Below are 17,834 nucleotides of genomic sequence, written 5' to 3'. Positions count from 1 at the left end.
GTTAATGCCCGGCGTTTGCCGCCGGGCTGAAGGGCTAGCGTCGGTCTTTCAGGCTGGCGCCGTTGCTGTGGATCACATCGCGATACCAGTAGAAACTTTTCTTGCGGCGACGCTCGAGGCTACCGTTGCCGGCATCGTCTCTGTCGACGTGAATGAAGCCGTAACGCTTCGACATTTCGGCCTTCGAGGCGCTGACCAGATCGATCGGCCCCCAGCTGGTATAGCCCATCACCTCGACGCCGTCATCGATCGCCTCGGCCACCTGCACCAGATGATCATTCAGGTAGTTGATGCGGTAATCGTCGTTGATGCTGCCGTCGGCCTCGACGCGGTCTTTGGCACCCAGCCCGTTCTCAACGATAAACAACGGCTTCTGATAGCGGTCGTACAACACGTTGAGCAGGTAGCGCAGCCCGATCGGATCGATTTGCCACCCCCACTCCGAGCTGGTCAGGTGCGGGTTCGGCACCATGTCGAGAATGTTGCCGCGCGCCGTTTCGTACTGCTCCGGATCGGCGGTTACGCAGCCGCTCATGTAGTAGCTGAACGAGATGAAATCGATGGTTTCACGCAGCGTTTGCCGATCTTCGTTGGTGATCTCCACCTGGATGCCGTTTTCGCGGAAGAATCGCTGCATATAGGCCGGGTAATAGCCGCGCGCCTGCACGTCGCCGAAGAACAGCCAGTCGCGGTTTTGGCGCTGGGTTTCCAGCAGATCTTCCGGCCTGCAACTCAGCGGATACAGGATGCCGCCCAACAGCATGTTGCCGATTTTGCCCTCCGGCACGATCTCGTGACAGGCCTTCACCGCTTTGGCGCTGGCCACCAGCTGATGGTGGATCGCCTGATAGATGGCGCTCCGGTCGCTCTCCGGCGGCAAGCCGACGCCGGTGAAGGGCGCGTGCAGCGACATGTTGATCTCGTTGAAGGTCAGCCAGTGTTTGACCTTGTGCTTATAGCGTTCGAATACGGTGCGCGCATAGCGCTCGAAGAAAGCGATGGTCCGGCGATCGCCCCAACCGCCGTAATTCTTCACCAGGCCGTAAGGCATCTCATAGTGCGACAGCGTGATCAGCGGCTGGATGCCATACTTCGCCATCTCGTCGAACAGCCGATCGTAAAACGCCAGCCCGGCCTCGTTAGGGGTCTCTTCATCGCCCTGCGGGAAAATGCGCGTCCAGGCGATCGAGGTGCGCAGGCACTTGAAACCCATTTCGGCGAACAGCGCGATGTCTTCCGGATAGCGATGATAGAAATCGATCGCCACGTCCTTGATGCCGCTGTCGCCCGGCATGCGCGGCGTGATGGCGCCGAAAATGCCCTGCGGCTGCAGATCGGAGGTCGACAGCCCCTTGCCGTCGGCCTGATATGCGCCTTCTACCTGGTTCGCCGCTACCGCGCCGCCCCACAGAAAATGTTGCGGAAACTTGCCGTTCATCGCTTGCTCCTCAATTAACGTAATAAAGTCAGCAGCGGCGCCTGTTCCTGCACCGGAGACAGGCCGCTGGTCAACACGTCCACGTAGTCATCGCTGTTGCTGATGATGATCGGCGTGGTGGTGTCATAGCCGGCGGCATGGATCGCCGCCTGGTCGAACTCGATCAGCAGATCGCCCGGGGCGATCCGTTCGCCTTCCCGCACGTGGGCAGTGAAATGCGCCCCGTCGAGCTTCACGGTATCGATGCCGACGTGGATGAGAATCTCCGCGCCGTCGTCCGATTCGATACCGATGGCGTGTTTGGTTTTGAACAGCGACGCCACGCTGCCGCTCACCGGCGCCACTACGCGCCCCTGCTGCGGCGCAATCGCCACGCCTTTCCCCAGCAGACCGCTGGCGAAGGTGGCGTCGTTCACCTGCTCCAGCGGCACGATATCGCCGGCGATCGGGCTGAGGATCGCCTGTTTGCGGTTGAGCGGTGAAGCGGCTTCAGGCTGCGCGACGGCCTCTTCCGCCGGCGCGACGCCGAACAGATAGCTGGCCAGCGCGGCGAACACGAACGACAGCAGGGTGCCGCCGATCGCGCCCCACACCGTGGCGTCGATGCCGCCGCCGGGGATGATCTGCGCGAAGGTGAACACGCTCACCAGGCCAAACGAGTAAACCGAAGTATGGAAGTAGCCGATCACCGCGCCGCCCAGCGCGCCGCCGATGCAACCGAAGATGAACGGGCGCTTGTTCGGCAAGGTGACGCCGTACACCGCCGGCTCGGTGATGCCGAAAATGCCGGCGCCGATCGCCGACGCGGACAGCGCCCGCAGCTTGGCGTCACGGGTGCGCAGCATCACGCCCAGCGTGGCGCCGACCTGCCCCATCACCGCCGGCAGCAGCAGCGGCACCATGGTGTCACGCCCCAACACGCTCAGGTTGTTGATCATCAACGGCACCAGCCCCCAATGCAGGCCGAAGATCACGCACACCTGCCACATCGCCCCCATAAAGACGCCGGCAATGATCGGGTTGAAGGCGTAAATGCTCTGATAACCGTTGGCCAGCAGATGGCTGAGCCAGGTCGCCGCCGGGCCGATCAACAGGAAGGTCAGCGGCACGGTGATCGCCAGACACAGCAGCGGCGTGATGAAATTGCGCAGCGCGCTGTGGATCACCCGGTTGAACAGCGGCTCCAGGCGGCAGGACACCCAGGCCGCAAAGATGATCGGAATCACCGACGAGCTGTAGTTGATGAAGGTCAACGGAATGCCGAAGAAGTATTCGCGCACCGCGCCCGGCTGCTGCGCCGCCTCGAAGGCCGCCATCATCAGCGGGTGCGTCAGCGCGCCGCCGATCGCCATGGTGACGAACGGGTTGCCGCCGAATTTTTTCCCGGCGGTATAGCCGAGCATGATCGGGAAGAAGTAGAACAGCGCGTCGCTGGCGGCGAACAGCATTTTGAAGGTGCCGCCGCTTTCCAGCAGCCAACCGCAGGCCAGGCTCAGCGCCAGGAACCCTTTCAGGATCCCCGAAGCGGCCATCACCCCGAGCAACGGGGTGAAAATGCCGGAGACCAGATCGATAAAGCGGCTGAGCAGGTTATCCTTCTTGCCGTCCGCCTCGCCGCCATTCGGCGCGCCTTCGGTCAGCCCACCGACCCGGTTGACCGCATCGAACACCTCCGCGACGTGGTTGCCCACCACCACCTGGAACTGGCCGCCGCTCTCCACCACCATGATAACGCCGGGGTTTTTCTTCAGCGCCTCGGCATTGGCATGGCTGTCGTCACGCAGCTTGAAACGCAGGCGAGTGGCGCAGTGCACCAGACTTTTCACATTGTCGCGGCCACCGACGCCGGCCAAAATCTCACTGGCTAATGTGTCATATTTCATACGGTTATCCTTAGACTTCACGTTCTGCCGAGCCCGCCCTGCGCTGGCCTGGCGCAGGGCCGAAATGCGGCGCAAAAAAAAACCTAAACCTCGCGGCCTCTGCCCCATCGAGGGACAAAAACGCGAGGTTTAGGTTTTGCCTGCCGCAGCAGTAACAACCCTAAATCGGTTGAGTTATGACGTTACCACCGCGGATTTTGCCGGGGCAAGGCTTTGCGGCGGCAAATTCTCGAACTGTGATCGTGGGGGCAAAACGGCCTCAATGCGCGAAATAATGCATGCCGCCATCTACCGGGATCACTGCGCCGGTGATATATCGCGCGAGCGGGGAACAAAGAAACGCCGCCAGATAGGCCATATCTTCCGGCTCGCCGAAGTAGCCTATCGGGATATGTTGCGCAATGAACGCCTGGCGCGCTTCATCGGATGCGTATAAGCGCTCGCGGATCTGTTCGCTGTTGATGCGCCCCGGCTGTAACGTATTGACGGTAATCCCCTGCGCAGCCACGTCGCCGGCCAGCCCCTTGGCCCACAGATGCAGCGCGCCCTTGGCGGCGCTGGCGGCGCTCAGGCTGCGCGGCTCCATCGAGCCGCTGATGTTGATAACCCTCCCCCAGCCCTGTGCCTGCATGGCCGGCAACAGCGCCTGAGTCAACCGCCGGGCCGGCGTGAAGTTCAAAGCGAAAGCCTCTTCCCAACCGCGATCGCTTTCGTCCAGCGCCGTGGGGTGAAATGCGCCGACCGCGTTGATCAGAATATCGACGGTCCCCAGCTGACGCAGCGCCTGCGCCGCCAGTTGGGTTAACGCTTCGGGGTCGGTAACGTCTGCAACGGCGACCCACGGGCGCACAGCGCCTTGCCGTTCCACCTCATCCGCCAAGGCCTGCAGCCGATCGCCGCGTCGCGCAGTGGCCACGACCGTGACCCCTTGAGCGGCCAGCACCCTGACCATGCCGGCACCGATCCCTTCGCTGGCTCCCGTGACCAATGCCGTGCGTTGCTGTAATTGCAAATTCATAAGAAAACCTAATTGAATAATTCAATTTAAAAGGATGTGTTCGCACATTGAATCACGACGCTATCCGTGTGAATATTCCTGAAAACCGCATCGTTAATGTGCAGGAATTCACCGATGTTTGACTGGCAGGATTTAAAACACTTCGTGGCATTGGCGCGCACCGGTTCGCTGTCGGCGGCGGCGCGGGAATTGGGCTGCGATCACGCCACCGTCGGGCGACGCGTAGCGGCGCTGGAACAGGCGCTCGGCCTGCGTTTGATCGTACGTCACCCGCGCAGCACCCCGCTGACCCAGGACGGGCTGGCCATCGCCGGACTGGCGGCCGGGATCGACGCGCAGAGCCAGGCCATTATCCGCCATGCGCGCAGCGCCGGCGCAACGCCACAGGCCAGCGTGCGCATCAGCGCGCCGCCGTCGATCGCCGCGCATATTCTCGCGCCGCGCATTGCCGAATTTAATCAGGCTTTCCCACAAATCGTCGTGACGCTGGCGGGTGAATCCGCGCTCGCGGAGCTGGATCGCGGCGAAGCGGACATCGCCGTGCGCATGGTGCGCCCACAGCAGCCGGAGCTGCTGGCACAGCGTATCGGCATGATGCGCTACGCGCTGTACGCCGCGCCTGAGCATGCCGCACTGCCCGACGCGGCGCGCCGCTTTCTCGCCTATGACCCTCACTACCGACAGCAGCCGCATCAGCAATGGTTGCAGCAGCTGTTACAGGGGCGGCCGGTGGTCTTTCAGGCCAGCGATCTGTTTTCACTGCAACAAGCGGCACGCTCAGGGTTGGGCGCCGCCGTTTTGCCGACGTTTGTCGCCGATAACGATCCGGATCTGGTGCCGTTGCCCACGGCGAGCGCCGCACCAACGCGCGAGCTTTGGCTGGTGACGTATCCCGATTTGGCGCGTACCGCCGCCGTGCGCGCAGTGATGACTTTCCTGGTCGAGACGCTCGGTAAAACGTGCCCATTGCCGGCATAAACCATCAGCGCAACTAATATAAATACTGGACAAAAGTCACGCAGGGGATTATTACTGGTCAACGCTTAATCGAGAGTAGGGATGACCATCATCATGGTGTTGCGTACTGATGTAGGACGGATTTTGATTACCGGCGCCGGCGGCCGGGTCGCCACGGCGTTTCGTCAGGCCATGGGCGATCGCTACGCGCTGCGCCTGGCGGAACGCGACATCAGCCTGCTGAGCGATCGGCTGCCCGGCGATGAGATCATCAGCTTCAACATCGCCGATCTCGACGCCTGCCGCGCAGCCTGCGCCAACATCGACACCGTATTGCACCTGGCCGCCGATCCGGCTCCCGACGCCGATTTTTGCAGTTCGTTGATGGACAACAACATTCTCGGCACCTTCAATATCTTCCGCGCGGCGAAAGATGCCGGCTGCCGCCGGGTAGTGTTCGCCAGCAGCGCACAGGCGGTGGAAGGTTATCCGCTCGATTACCAAATCCGCCCGGATGACGCGCCGAAACCGAAAAACCTGTACGGCGCCAGCAAAGCATTCGGCGAAGGCATCGCCGCCTATTTCGCCTACCAGGAGGGGCTTTCCGCCCTGTCGGTGCGCATCGCCAACTTCACGGCCCTGAGCCCGGGCGATCGCCTCAGCGCCCGCGACATGAGCGCGTTTCTCAGCCATCGCGACGCCGCCGATCTGCTGGAGCGCTGCATTCGTGTCGCAGAGGTGCAATATGCGGTGGTGCACGGGGTTTCCAATAACCGCTACAAACGTTTATCGCTGGAAGAGACCAGCCGTTTGCTCGGTTACTACCCGCAGGACGATGCGTTCAGCCTGCTCGGTTTCGAGTAGCAGGCGGCAAGGGGGAGAGAACAACGCCGGGCAGAACCCGGCGCCTGGCGGGAAATTACGGTTTTTCGGCGATTTTGCGCAGATATTCGTTATTTTTAAACGCAATGATGATCATCTCGAACGCCACGCGCACGAACACGCCACCGACGATGATGCCGAACAGGCCGCGGAAGAACTCGCCGTAAAACATCATGCCAATACCGCTGATCAACACGCCCAACAGCGCCAGCCAGTAAACGGCGGTGATGATTTTTGGCGTCAGCATCGCATCGAAGAAGAAGATATTTCTCATGTGGATCTTTCCTTAGGCAGGTCTTTCATTATCCCAGAGGTGCCGTGCTAGCGGCCACCATGCATATACATGGGTAATGATAGCGGCTAAGACTAGATGCCGAACAGATAAATGGGGGCGGGAGTGGATAAGCGTTTATGTTTTATGCGGCTAACGGCGTGCGACGGGTAAAACCCGCCGCACGCTGTCGTTTTTAGCCGTTGGCGTAGGCCACCTTTTCGGCTCGGCGGCTGGTAAACAGCACCAACAGCAGCGCCAGCCCGGCGATAATCGCCCCCATCACCGGCACGAAGCTGTATCCCAGCCCGGCGGAGACCACCGCGCCGCCGGCGGCGGCACCGAGCGCATTGCCCAGGTTGAAAGCGCCGATATTGACCGAAGACGACAGGCCCGGTGCTTCGCTGGCGACGCGCATCACACGCATCTGCAGCGGCGGCACCACGGCGAAGGTCGCCGCCCCCCAAATCACCATGCTGACCGCCGCGCCGATTTCACTGCGCGCCAGCAACGGGATCAGCAGCATGATGGCCGCCAGCAACAGCAGGAAGCCTTTCAGCGTCGCGCTTTCGGAGCGGTCAGCAAATTTGCCGCCGAGGTAATTGCCGATGGAGAAACCAACGCCGATCAATACCAGCATCACCGTCACGAACAACGGCGTCGCCTCAGTGATGTGCTGCAATACCGGCGAGATATAGGTATAGAGCGTGAACATCGCGCCCGCGCCCAGCACGGTGGTCAGCAGCGCGGTCAATACCTGCGGCCGCACCAGCACCGACAGTTCGCGTTTCACATCGGGCCGCGCCCCGGCGCTGCCTTGCGGCAACGAGAACCACAGCCCCAGCATGGCGACCACGCCTAACCCTGCGGTAGCCAGGAACGACATGCGCCAGCCGATGGTTTCGCCCAGCCAGGTCGCGGCCGGCACCCCGCCGATATTGGCGATGGTCAGGCCCATAAACATGGTTGCCACGGCGCTGGCCTGTTTCTCCTTCGGCACCACGCTGGCGGCCACCACCGACCCGAGGCCAAAGAAAGCGCCGTGGTTCAGGCTGGTGATGATACGCGACAGCATCAGGGTGGTGTAATCCGGCGCGAGGGCCGACAGCACGTTACCGAGGGTAAAGATCGCCATCAGGAAGATCAGCGCGCTTCTGCGCGCCCGGTGCGACAGCAGCAGCGTCATCAACGGTGCGCCGACCATCACGCCAACGGCGTAGGCGCTGATCAACATGCCGGCCATCGGAATGGAAACGTCCACCCCTTTGGCGATGGTTGGCAGCAACCCCATGGGGGAAAACTCGGTGGTGCCGATACCGAACGCCCCCACCGCCAGGGCTAACAAGGGATAATTCACTTTCATGCAACAACTCCGGTTTACCGCTGCCGAAGCGCGGGAACAGTTAAGATGCCGAAAGTATGACATTGGTCACAGCAAAGATAAGCCGGCGGAAGGCTAAAAGACTTTTGCGATTTTGTTAAAAGTGCGGCGGGAAGGGAAGGCTATCGGCATCCGTCACCCGGACGGGGATAAGGCATGGCGGCCCGAGTATCGGGCCGGAAGACGTCTGTCATGAGCGTGGAATCAACGCCACCTCAGGCCCTCCCGCGGCGCACCTTGCCCGCACGCATTTCGATATTCCGCGCCAGCTCAGGCAGCCCGCCGGCCAGGAAGCAGGCTTCCGCCAGCACGAACAGCGGGCCGATGATAAGGCCCGCCACGTCGTCCATAAACGCCGGTTTTCGCCCCTCCCAGAAATGCCCGACGAACTGAAACAGCCAGCCGATCACGAAACCGCCGAGGCTGACGCTCAGCCACGCCGCCGTCGACAGCGACGCCACCCAGGCGCCGAACCCGAGGCACAGCACCAGCAACGCCAACATCATGACGCCAAGACGCAGATTCAGCCGCAGGTAATAGAGCGCCGAGACGATAACCAGCGCGCAGGCCGGCGAGAACGGCAGCCATCCCGCCCCCCATGCCGGCCGAGAGAGCAGCGCCAACAGGCTGACGACGATCAGCGGGATGCCGATAAAATGTGTGGCGATATTGCGCGCATCGCGATGATAGGCGGCATAAGCGGCAAGTTGATCTTCCAGACTTCGCATGTTGACCTCCGGTATGTGTGGCCTTCGTCGCCGAACGCGCGCCGCCGCATGCGGCTGCCCTTCCCCATAGCTTAGCGCGGGATCACCAATACCGGTTGACCAATCTCATCCAGCAGGCCGCGCGTGACCGAGGCGTTCAGCCAGCGCTCCAACGAAGACAGGTGGCGGTGCGAGATGATCAACAGATCGCAGTTGAACAGCGCCATCTGCTCCGGGATCACCTCGATGGGCGCCCCGGCAGCCAGCAGGCCCTGGGCGTTGAAGCCCATCTGTTTCAACGCCCGCGTCACCTGCCCGACCTGCTTTTCCGCCAGCGCCTCTTCGCGCTGGGCGGCGGGATATTCTTCGCGCTCGTCGCTGTCGAAACGCAGGCCGCTGCGGCTAAGCGTGAAGGCATTGTCCACCACCGTCAGCACGATCACGCCGCCGATGCTGCCTTGCAGACGCGCCATAAACTCCAGGGCGTTGCCGCTGTGTTCAAAGCAGTCCACCGCCAATAACACTCTCTCAATCATAACCATCCTCATTCGACCGAGTTAAATCGCGCCCTTGAAATTGGCTTCGCCCTTTTTCCAATAACCTTTGGCAAACAAGGCGGCGCGGGAGATGCCCATTTCGTTGATAAAACGCGCCTTCAGATACGCAGCGACCTGGTGTTCGCAGGCCAGCCACACCTGCCCTTCCCCGGCCGGCAGTTCGCAGTGGCTGACGGCCTGCACCAGCGGGCTGTTCATCACGCTGTCAAAATGCCGGGTGCGTATTTGCCAGCTGTTCACCTGCAAAAAGGAGCAATCGACGTCCTGGATCTCCTGCGCATCGCCCACTTCGGCGAACCACAGCACCGGCAACGGATCGGAGAGCGAGGCGAGGATGGTGCGCATGGCGGGCAACGCGGTCTCATCGCCCAGCAACAAAAGCCAGCGGGTTTGCGGCAGCAGCCGGAAGCCGCCGGAGCAAGGGCCGGCGAACCCCAGCTTGTCGCCCGGCATCGCGTCGCGCGCCCAGTTCGACGCCGGGCCTTCGCCGTGCAGCACCATGTCGATATCGAAGGTGCGGGCGAGTTTATCGATGCCGCTCAGGGTGTAAGCTCGCCCGGCCAGCGTGTCGCGCCACGGAAAGAACACCTTGACCCAGCTGGCCGGCTCCTGCGCGCGCGGATCGGCGATAAACTTGTCCACATCGTCGCCGCTCAACGTGATGCGCCTGATCCGCGCGCTAACTTGCCGCACCGCGCTCACCCGCGCCTCCCGTTTGCGGCGGGTATCTCTTTCCAGCATCTCGTCGACCATCTTATTCAGCGTGTTGTGCATCAGCCTTCTCCTGTGGCGCCGCAGACGGGTAGGTGTGTTCCCAGCCGCCGCCCAGCGCTCGATAGATATTCACCACGGCGATCGCCGTCTCCTCCTCTGAAACAATTTGCGCGGACTGCAGATCCAGCAGCGCGCGCTGCGTGCTCAGAACGTGGATAAAATCGCTGGCGCCGTTCAGATAGCTGTCGCGCGCCAGCGCAAACGCGTGTCGGTTGGCGGCCAGCGCTTCGGCCAGGTGCGTCTGGCGGCGCTGCTGGGCGCGATAGCCGGAAAGCGCGTCGTCGATCTCGTGCCAGGCGCGCAGCACCGTTTGCTGGTAGGCGATGGCCATTTCCTGCTGGCGATATTCGCTCAGGCGTACCCGCTGGGTGATTTTTCCCCCGTCGAACAACGGCAGATACAAAACGGGGCCGATGGCGAAGGTATGCGTGGACCAGCTGCCCATATCCGACAAGGCCAATGCCTGGTAGCCCGCGTTGCCGGTCAGCGTAATGCGTGGGTAGTAGTCGGCGGTGGCGACGCCTATCTCGGCGGTGGCCTGATGCAAACGCTCCGCCGCTTCGCGAATATCCGGCCTGCGCAGCGCCAGATCCGACGGCACCCCCATCGGCACCGCGCGCGCCAGCGTCGGCAGCGGCCCCGGCGGCGACAACATCGCCTTCAGCGCGCCCGGCCGCTCGCCCAGCAACAGGCCGATGGCGTTGATCAAGCGTTCCTGCCGATCGGCCAACGTCGGCAGCAGAGCATCCACCTGCGCCAACTGCACCTGCGCCTGATCGATATCCAGTTCGTTGCCCGCGCCGCTTTGATAACGGCTTTGCGTCAGCTGCAGCGTGCGCAGCGCGGTGGCGCGGTTTTCCTGCGCCACAGCCAGCTGCTGCTGCGTGGCGCGCAGGCGCAGATAGTTGCTCGCCACCTCCGCCGTCACCGACGTCAGCAGTGCGCGCCGATTCTCCTGCGAAGCGGCGAAGCCGGCGCGCGCGCTTTCCGACGCGCGGCGCAGCTTGCCCCACATGTCCAGCTCCCAGGCGGCGCTGAAGCCGCCGCGCCAGAGGTTGTAATCCGCCTCTCCGCCGTTGCCGGACGGATCCATGCTGCCCACCGAGGTAGCGCGCTGGCGCTGATAAGCGCCGTCCAGGCTCAGATCCGGCATCAGCGCCGCCTCCGTCACCCCCAGCAGGGCGCGGCTCTGCTGCAGGCGCGCCGTGGCGAGCTGCAGATCCAGGTTACCGGCCGCCACGCGCTGCACCAGCTGCGACAGCGGCGCATCGTTGAATATCGACCACCAGGCCACCGGCAATGCCCCGCCGCCGGCCTGCTGACCCCAGCTCTCGGGCAATGTGTTCTGTGGCTGAGCATAATCCGGCCCCACCGCCCGGCAGCCGCTCAGCGCAATCAGCAAGAGCGGTATCACGGCTCTGTTCATTACAGCCCCCCGTCCAGCGTATTGATGCTGACGTCCGCAGACATGCCGACGCGCAGCGCGCTCAGCAAAGCGGCGTGCTCCTTGTTGATATCAAACACAATCTTCACCGGGATGCGCTGGACGATCTTGGTGAAGTTACCGGTGGCGTTTTCCGGCGCCACGGCCGAGAAACTGACGCCGGAAGCTGGCGCGATGCTGTCCACCTGCCCTTTCAGCGTTTGGCCGGGAAAGGTATCGATATGGATGTCTACCGACTGCCCGTGCGCAATGTTTTCCAACTGGGTTTCCTGGTAGTTGGCGATGATGTACAGCTTGTCCTGCGGCACGATGGCCAGCAGCGCATCGCCCGGTTTGACGAACTCCCCGACCCGCAGGCTTTTCTTGCCGACCACGCCGCCGATCGGCGCGGTGATGCGGGTATAAGACAGGTTCAGTTCGGCCATCGCTTTCTTCGCCTGCGCCAACATCAGTTCGGCATCGCTGTCCGCCAGCTTGGCCTGCAGCACCTGCTCCATATTTTTCGCCGCTTTGAGCGTCGCCTCCGCCTGCGCCACATTGGCGGAAAGCGTGTGCACCCGCGTCGTCGCCTGCTGCGCCGCCTGCTGCGAACCCGCGCCGCTGCTGGCCATTCGCTGGTAGCGGTTCTGCTCCTGGCGCGCAAACGCCAGCTCCGCCTGCGCCGCCTGCCGCTCCGCCTGCGCGGCGGCGATCAGCGCACTCTGCCGGGTGAGGTTAGCCCTGGCGTCGTCCTGCCGGGCGCGGGCCGATTGCTCCTGCGCCGTCGCCTGCGCCAGGGCAACGTTGAACTCACGCGGGTCGATCACCGCCAGCAACTCCCCCTGCTTGACCCACTGGTTGTCCTTGACCAACACCTGTGCAATTTCACCGGCGATCTGCGGAGAAATACGCGAAATATCGGCGCGAATATAGGCATCGTTGGTATTCTGCTGTGTCTCTTTAATAAAAAACTTATTCATTAATAACCCCAGCGTAATGATGGTAACCGCCAATACGGCGACGGCGACTTTTTTGTTAGCCATAAAAGTGACTCCACTTAATATTTATTTCTGATGATAAAATGTCAGGCGGCGACCGAACGCGGCGGATAAATACGGGTCGGCATAACTAAAATCAGCGCGGTCAGTAATAACGCCAGGCCGGCAACCAACAGATAAAGATCGGCGCTGGCCAGCACGTGGCCCTGCCGGGCGGCAAGCTGCGCCAGCTGCTCCGCCGACCCCGATGCGCTGCTGTAGGCCGAGCCAAAACCGTCGGCGATCGTGCCGGCGTGATAGTCCCCGCGCTGTCGGCTGAGCAGCGCGATGGCGCCGCCGGCCGCGGTGGCGGCGAAGCCCTTCACCGCGTTAAACCAGGCCGCCGCAAACGGCCCGTCGGTCGGCAACAGCCCACCGGTCGCCTGCATCAGCAGGGGGATGATCGCCATCGGTTGCGCGACCGCCTGCAACAGCGCGATAACGCGAAACGTGTCGCCGTTCCATTCCGGCGTCAGCTGGGCGGCCAGCACGCAGGCGGTGGCCATCAACAGCAGGCTGATCGCCAGTACCCAGCGGCAATCCACCCGCGGCGTATTGCAAATAATGGCGACAATCGGCAGCGTAATTAATTGCGGCAACGCCACCCACAGCATTAAGTCGGAGGTTTGTTCCTGACGATAGCCATGAATCGCGGATAAATATCCCGACGTAATATTGACCAGCGACACCATAATTAACAGCACGCCACCCAGCGTAATTAAGGAGAAAGACAAATTCCTTTTGCTTAATAGCTGCAAATTAAAAAAAGGCAGCGGGTGATACCATTCGTTAATCAGAAATAACGCCAATAATCCGCCGCCGCCCAATAATAAAACGTAGATCAGCGGCGAGTTCAGCCAGTCGAGCCGCTCCCCCTGTGAAATGCCCACCGTCAGCATGCCGAGCGCCATGCCGCCGAGCAGCAGGCCGCGCCAGTTGAACTGCCGCAGGCGCTCCAGCCGCAGAGGATCCTGCGGCAGACCGTAGCCGATACACACAGCGGCAATCGCCATCAGCGGCAGGTTCCAGTAGAAGTACCCACTCCAACCCCAGTGAAAGGCGAAAGCGGCGGCGGTGGCGCCCAGCGTAGCGCTCCAGGCCGAGACCCAGCCGTAGGCGCCCAGCCCCAACACCTTGATCAGCGGCGGCATAAAACGCAGCACCACCGTCATCAGCATCGGCGGCAACGCGCCGCCGGCGAAGCCCTGCAGGCTGCGCACCGCCAGCAACACGCCATACTGTTCTCCCAACCAGGGCGTCAGCAGCCCGCCGGCCAGGTAAATGCCGCACATCGTCAACGCCACCCGGCGCAACGAAAAGGTCGGCCAAAAACAGGGTGTGAACCCGGAACCGATCACAAAGCCGGTAACGTAACAGGTGGTCAGCCAACTGCCGGCATCGAAACTCAGCAGCATGCCGCCCTGTATATCCGCCAGCGCGAACTTGCTGGCGTTTTCCCCCACGCCGCTGGCCATCACCGCCAAAAACACGCCGAACAACCCCAGCCAGGTGCGGCCGTTGATTTCACCGGCGCTGGCGAGCCATCGATTTTTGTGGTGCGGCGTAACAGACACCTCAACCATTCCCCACTCCTGCTGTTTCAGCCTCAATCTTTGTTGTCGTGGGCAGTATCCGGACTTATTTCGATTGTTTAAAATGAAATCATGTAATTAACTAGTTGCACAAAACGCAATCCACTACGCACACCACGACCGGAGAGGCCATGCCGCAAAAAATTGATTTCAATCTGATCTATGCGCTGAATCTGCTGCTGGAAGAAGGGAGCGTGAGCGGCGCTGCCGAAAAGATGAACCTGAGCGCGCCGGCGATGAGCCGCATTCTGGGGCGCATCCGCCGGCAGTTCGACGATCCGATCATGGTCAGGGCCGGCAAGCATCTGGTGCCGACGCCGCGCGCGCTGGAATTGAAACGCCAGCTCGGCGAGATCATCGAACAGGCCGCCGCGCTGATCGCACCGAATGAATCCTTCGAACCCGGCAGGCTGACCAGAACCTTCACCATTCGCGCCAACGACATCTTTATCGGCGCGCTGGCAGGCGGATTGCTGGAGACGCTGCGGGAATCGGCGCCGCTGAGCGGCCTGAAATTCATCGCCGAAAGCGACGGCGAGGATGACGCGCTGCGCAGCGGCAAAGTGGATCTGGTGATCGGTTCCTCACGCGATTGGCACCCGGAAATCAAGACGCAGAGCCTGTTCACCAGCACCTTTCAGGCGCTGGTGCGGCCGGGGCACCCGATCATCGGCCGGGTAACACCCGAAACCCTGACCCATTACCCGCATATCAGCGTCTCCCGCCGCGGGCGTACGCAGGGGCCGATCGACGATGCGCTGCGCGATCTCGGCCTGCAGCGCAACGTCGCTCTGACCCTGCCGGGCTTCCATTCAGCGATGATGTTGACCATGAAATCGGACTTTATCCTGCCGCTGCCGCGCCACGTGCTGCAGGGGGTGAGCAACATCCACCTGCCATTGGCGGAGATCGAGCTGCCGCTCGAGTTGGAGTCGGTGTTTATCGTCCAGGCCTGGCACCCGCGCCTGGATCGCGATCCGGCGCATCGCTGGCTGCGGCAGACCATCAAGCAGTTCTTTTTGCAGCGGGAGTGAGGGGGTTATTGGCGATAAGGTGGCGGAAGATCACAGGAGTCGAACCTGCCCAGGACCGCTGGCGGCCCCAACCGGATTTGAAGTCCGGCCGCCCCACCGGGGACGAGGATCTTCCTTGGAGAAGGGAGAAGCAAGGCGCTGATTATAGCGCAGTTTGTTCGCTGCGCTAAGCGGGAAATGGCGGCCGCCGACCGGGAAGCCGGCAGCCGAGGAGCGCTACTTCAGGAAATCCTTCACGTCCAGCAGGATGAACTCGTTGTCATCCGCCATATTGGGCTGGCGGCTGGAGGAGAACGGGAAGTTGTTGTCGTTGCCGACGATGATGTGGTTGGCGTCCACCACGTCCACGTTCTCGATGGTGAAGAACGGGAAGGTCAGCACGCCGTCGTTCAGCGGCTTGCGCGCCAGCTTGTTCGGATCCTGAATGTTCATCAGGTCGATATAGCCCAGTTTTTCGACCGGTTTGCCGACGTTGGCGTCCGAGAAGGCGATTTTATATACCCGCTTGAACTTGGCTACCTGGCTGAAGCAGTTGTCGGTTGGCGCACCGGCGGCGCAGGCTTTGTCCGGCGTGCCTTCGCCGTTGTCGCGCTCGATCACCAACCCGTGGGTGGCGTCGATCATGTTGAAGTCGCCGATGGCGTTCTGGTTGTCTTCCAGCACGTACTGCCAACTGCGGCCGGTCCAGGCCTGCCGTTTGACGTCAAACTCCAGCACCCGCAGGTAGCGTTTGCCGCCGACGTTCTCGAACTGCTCGCCGTCCCACAGCGCCCCTTCCAGCAGCGGGTACAGCTTGCTGCCGTCCGGCGAGGCGGCCATGCCTTCAAAGCCCTTGGAGCGCGCCACCTGGAAGTTTTGCTTGCCGTCCGGCGCGCCCGGCAGGGTCAGCGTCGGGTTGTCCGGCGATTTCACCACCTTGCCGTCCACCTGAGTGTCGAACACCGCCAGCACTTTACCGTTCAGGTCGGCCTTGATCAGGTAAGGCCCGAATTCTTCGCCGATCCACAAGGCATCGTCGGCAAACTGGAAGCTTTCCGGGTCGAAATCGCTGCCGGTCAGATAGCGCTTCTCGGTGCTCTCATTGATGATATGGAACGGCACCTTTTTATCCGGATCGTGCAGGAACACCGTCTTCAGCGGCGCAACCGTGCCGTCTTTGAAATCGATCTTGTAGTGGTTGAGGTACAGCATGGCATCCGGGGAGTTGGCTTTGCTGCCGAAGCCGTTGTCGGTCAGCACCCAGTAGGTGCCGTCGGGCATGTGCTTGATGCCGGAGTGGCCCTGCAGCGGCTGACCGTTGATCGGCAGGCCGAGGCCGGTCAGGCGATCGGCGGATTTGCCCGCCACGCTGCCCAGCTCGGTGACGCGTTTGCCGCTGGTGTATTTGCCGCTCTGTTGCAGATCGCTCGGTGCATCCTTCGGTGTGGAAACGGCGGATTTTACCGGCAGCAGCGCATGCCCGGCCAGCGTCGCCTGCACCGGCTGCGCCTCGGCCCACAGGTTGGCGCTCAGCGCCATGCAGCCGACCAGCAGCGCCAGCCGGGTTTTGGTGTTGTGCATGTCATTGTCCCTTTTCGTTGTTATCGCCCAGAAGTAAAAGCAACGTCACTATAGGGAGCGGCAATGACAGAAATATTATTCGGCGAACGCCCGCCGGTAGCTGTGCGGGTGGAAGCGCCAGGTGATGGCGATCAGCACCACCACCAGCAGCGCGTGGATCTGCCAGTCCAGCACGAAGCCGCCGCTGTAGTCGCGCAGCAGGCCGGAGAGGTAGGGCGTCACGCCCGCCAGCAGAAAACCGACGCCCTGCATAAAGGCCACCAGCCGCCCGGCCGCCGCCGGCTGGTGCAGGTGATCAAGCGCCAGCACCAGGCACAGCGGGAACGCGCCGCCCAGCCCCAGCCCGGAAACCAACACCCACAGCCACGGCAGCGTCTGCGGCAGGTAAATCAGACCGATAAAGCCGATCAGTTGCATCATCAAGGCCAGCAACAGCAGCGGCCGCCGGTCATGATTGCGCGCCAGCGCCGGCAGCAGCAGCGCGCCCATCACCTGGCCGAAGGTCATCAGCGCCAGCAGCGAACCGCTGGCCTGCGGCTGCCAGCCGAGCTGCATGTAATACGGCGGCAGCCAGGCGATCAGGCTGGTATAGCCGCCGTTGATCAGGCCGAAATAGGCACCGAGCAGCCAGGCGCGCCGGTTGCGCAGCAGGCTTGGGCCGCGGTGTTCTCCCGCCGCGCCCAGGCGAGACAGCCCGCGGCTGACCGGCCACCAGGCCAGCAGCGCCACCAGGGCCGGCAACGCCCACCAGGCCAGCGCACTGTGCCAGTCGCGCCCCGTACTCATCAGCCATGGGGTGATCGCCGCCCCCAGACCGCCGCCCCCCATCAGCGCCGCCGACCACAGCCCGGCCACCAGCGCCATGCTTTTGAGGAAGTGATGCTTGATGATGCCGGGCATCACCGCCTGGATCACCCCGATGCCGAGCCCGCCCAGCACCGCGCTCATTAACAGTTGCACGCTGCCGGGGGCCAGTTCGCGCCAAAGCGCGCCCAGCCCGATCGCCAGCAGGCTCAACGTCACGGCGCTGCGCTCGCTGAACAGCCGATTGATGGCGCCGCCCGCCAGCGCCATCAGCCCCATCATCAGCACCGGCAGCGTGGTCAACAGCGCCGCGCCGCCAAAGCTCAGCCCGGTGGCCTGGCGCAGCGTCGGCAGCAACGGGCCGATCGAGGTCAACAGCGGCCGCATGTTCAGGCCGATCAACACCAGCGCCAGCAACAGGGGGTTGAACCAGCGACGTGGAGAAGGTGAATTAACAGAATGATTTAACAAGATATATTCCTGGTACTGCGAAATGAAGAGTGCGGCGTCACAGCG

16 protein-coding genes and 1 tRNA gene are annotated in these 17,834 nt (G+C 62.4%); 3 read left to right on the top strand and 14 right to left on the bottom strand.

Features of this window, described 5'->3' with window-relative positions; genetic code table 11:
* Positions 1-34: 34 nt before the first annotated feature.
* The 3 genes from ACRAWE_RS21325 to ACRAWE_RS21315 all read right to left on the bottom strand — a co-directional run bounded on the left by ACRAWE_RS21325 (position 35) and on the right by ACRAWE_RS21315 (position 4,339).
* Positions 35-1,438, bottom strand: coding sequence for a glycoside hydrolase family 1 protein (locus ACRAWE_RS21325; protein WP_019452593.1), 1,404 nt, complete (start codon positions 1,436-1,438; stop codon positions 35-37).
* A gap of 14 nt (positions 1,439-1,452) precedes the next feature.
* Entirely contained in the window at positions 1,453-3,321 is a 1,869-nt protein-coding gene (gene bglF / locus ACRAWE_RS21320; protein WP_211129376.1) for a PTS beta-glucoside transporter subunit IIABC, read from the bottom strand.
* Positions 3,322-3,580: 259 nt separating this feature from the next.
* Positions 3,581-4,339 (bottom strand): SDR family NAD(P)-dependent oxidoreductase, encoded by a 759-nt coding sequence (locus ACRAWE_RS21315; protein ID WP_063918227.1) that lies wholly within the window; start codon positions 4,337-4,339, stop codon positions 3,581-3,583.
* Between the two features lie 114 nt (positions 4,340-4,453).
* Here ACRAWE_RS21315 and ACRAWE_RS21310 point away from each other — a divergent pair, with 114 nt between their 5' ends.
* Positions 4,454-5,317: a LysR family transcriptional regulator gene (locus ACRAWE_RS21310; protein WP_019452596.1), complete on the top strand. Its 864-nt coding sequence runs from the start codon at positions 4,454-4,456 to the stop codon at positions 5,315-5,317.
* Positions 5,318-5,410: 93 nt separating this feature from the next.
* A complete protein-coding gene (locus ACRAWE_RS21305; RefSeq protein ID WP_211129389.1) occupies positions 5,411-6,160 on the top strand; it encodes an NAD-dependent epimerase/dehydratase family protein in 750 nt (249 codons plus the stop codon).
* 55 nt (positions 6,161-6,215) lie between these two features.
* On the opposite strand, the gene ACRAWE_RS21300 is transcribed toward ACRAWE_RS21305, so the two are convergent.
* From ACRAWE_RS21300 to ACRAWE_RS21265, 8 genes are all read right to left on the bottom strand, one after another.
* Positions 6,216-6,452, bottom strand: a complete 237-nt coding sequence (locus ACRAWE_RS21300; protein WP_019452598.1) for a DUF4282 domain-containing protein — start codon at positions 6,450-6,452, stop codon at positions 6,216-6,218.
* Positions 6,453-6,645: 193 nt separating this feature from the next.
* On the bottom strand, positions 6,646-7,812 hold the full coding sequence (locus ACRAWE_RS21295; protein WP_063918228.1) for an MFS transporter: 1,167 nt from the start codon (positions 7,810-7,812) through the stop codon (positions 6,646-6,648).
* 233 nt (positions 7,813-8,045) lie between these two features.
* On the bottom strand, positions 8,046-8,558 hold the full coding sequence (locus ACRAWE_RS21290) for a DUF962 domain-containing protein (protein WP_063918229.1): 513 nt from the start codon (positions 8,556-8,558) through the stop codon (positions 8,046-8,048).
* A 71-nt stretch (positions 8,559-8,629) separates the two neighbouring features.
* Positions 8,630-9,073, bottom strand: a complete 444-nt coding sequence (locus ACRAWE_RS21285; protein WP_019452601.1) for a universal stress protein — start codon at positions 9,071-9,073, stop codon at positions 8,630-8,632.
* A 21-nt stretch (positions 9,074-9,094) separates the two neighbouring features.
* A complete protein-coding gene (locus ACRAWE_RS21280; protein ID WP_019452602.1) occupies positions 9,095-9,868 on the bottom strand; it encodes a siderophore-interacting protein in 774 nt (257 codons plus the stop codon).
* Entirely contained in the window at positions 9,849-11,294 is a 1,446-nt protein-coding gene (locus tag ACRAWE_RS21275; RefSeq protein WP_432525853.1) for an efflux transporter outer membrane subunit, read from the bottom strand. The genes ACRAWE_RS21280 and ACRAWE_RS21275 overlap by 20 nt, the downstream gene beginning before the upstream one ends.
* A complete protein-coding gene (locus ACRAWE_RS21270) occupies positions 11,294-12,334 on the bottom strand; it encodes an HlyD family secretion protein (protein WP_432525852.1) in 1,041 nt (346 codons plus the stop codon). Before ACRAWE_RS21270 ends, ACRAWE_RS21275 begins: the two co-directional genes overlap by 1 nt.
* 41 nt (positions 12,335-12,375) lie before the next feature.
* Entirely contained in the window at positions 12,376-13,911 is a 1,536-nt protein-coding gene (locus ACRAWE_RS21265; protein WP_432525851.1) for an MFS transporter, read from the bottom strand.
* Between the two features lie 140 nt (positions 13,912-14,051).
* On the opposite strand from ACRAWE_RS21265, the gene ACRAWE_RS21260 reads away from it, so the two are divergent.
* A complete protein-coding gene (locus tag ACRAWE_RS21260) occupies positions 14,052-14,954 on the top strand; it encodes a LysR family transcriptional regulator (RefSeq protein ID WP_211129373.1) in 903 nt (300 codons plus the stop codon).
* Between the two features lie 20 nt (positions 14,955-14,974).
* Here the strand turns inward: ACRAWE_RS21260 and ACRAWE_RS21255 are convergent.
* From ACRAWE_RS21255 to ACRAWE_RS21245, 3 genes are all read right to left on the bottom strand, one after another.
* Positions 14,975-15,069, bottom strand: a tRNA-Sec gene (locus ACRAWE_RS21255).
* Between the two features lie 101 nt (positions 15,070-15,170).
* Positions 15,171-16,514, bottom strand: a complete 1,344-nt coding sequence (locus ACRAWE_RS21250; RefSeq protein ID WP_019455544.1) for an esterase-like activity of phytase family protein — start codon at positions 16,512-16,514, stop codon at positions 15,171-15,173.
* A 75-nt stretch (positions 16,515-16,589) separates the two neighbouring features.
* Positions 16,590-17,789, bottom strand: a complete 1,200-nt coding sequence (locus ACRAWE_RS21245) for a cyanate transporter (protein WP_063918256.1) — start codon at positions 17,787-17,789, stop codon at positions 16,590-16,592.
* Between the last annotated feature and the right edge of the window lie 45 nt (positions 17,790-17,834).

It is taken from the genome of Serratia sp. BFP-2025 (genome assembly GCF_050880365.1).
Taxonomy (GTDB): Bacteria; Pseudomonadota; Gammaproteobacteria; order Enterobacterales; family Enterobacteriaceae; genus Serratia; species Serratia surfactantfaciens.
This window is presented reverse-complemented; position numbering and strand designations above follow the sequence as displayed.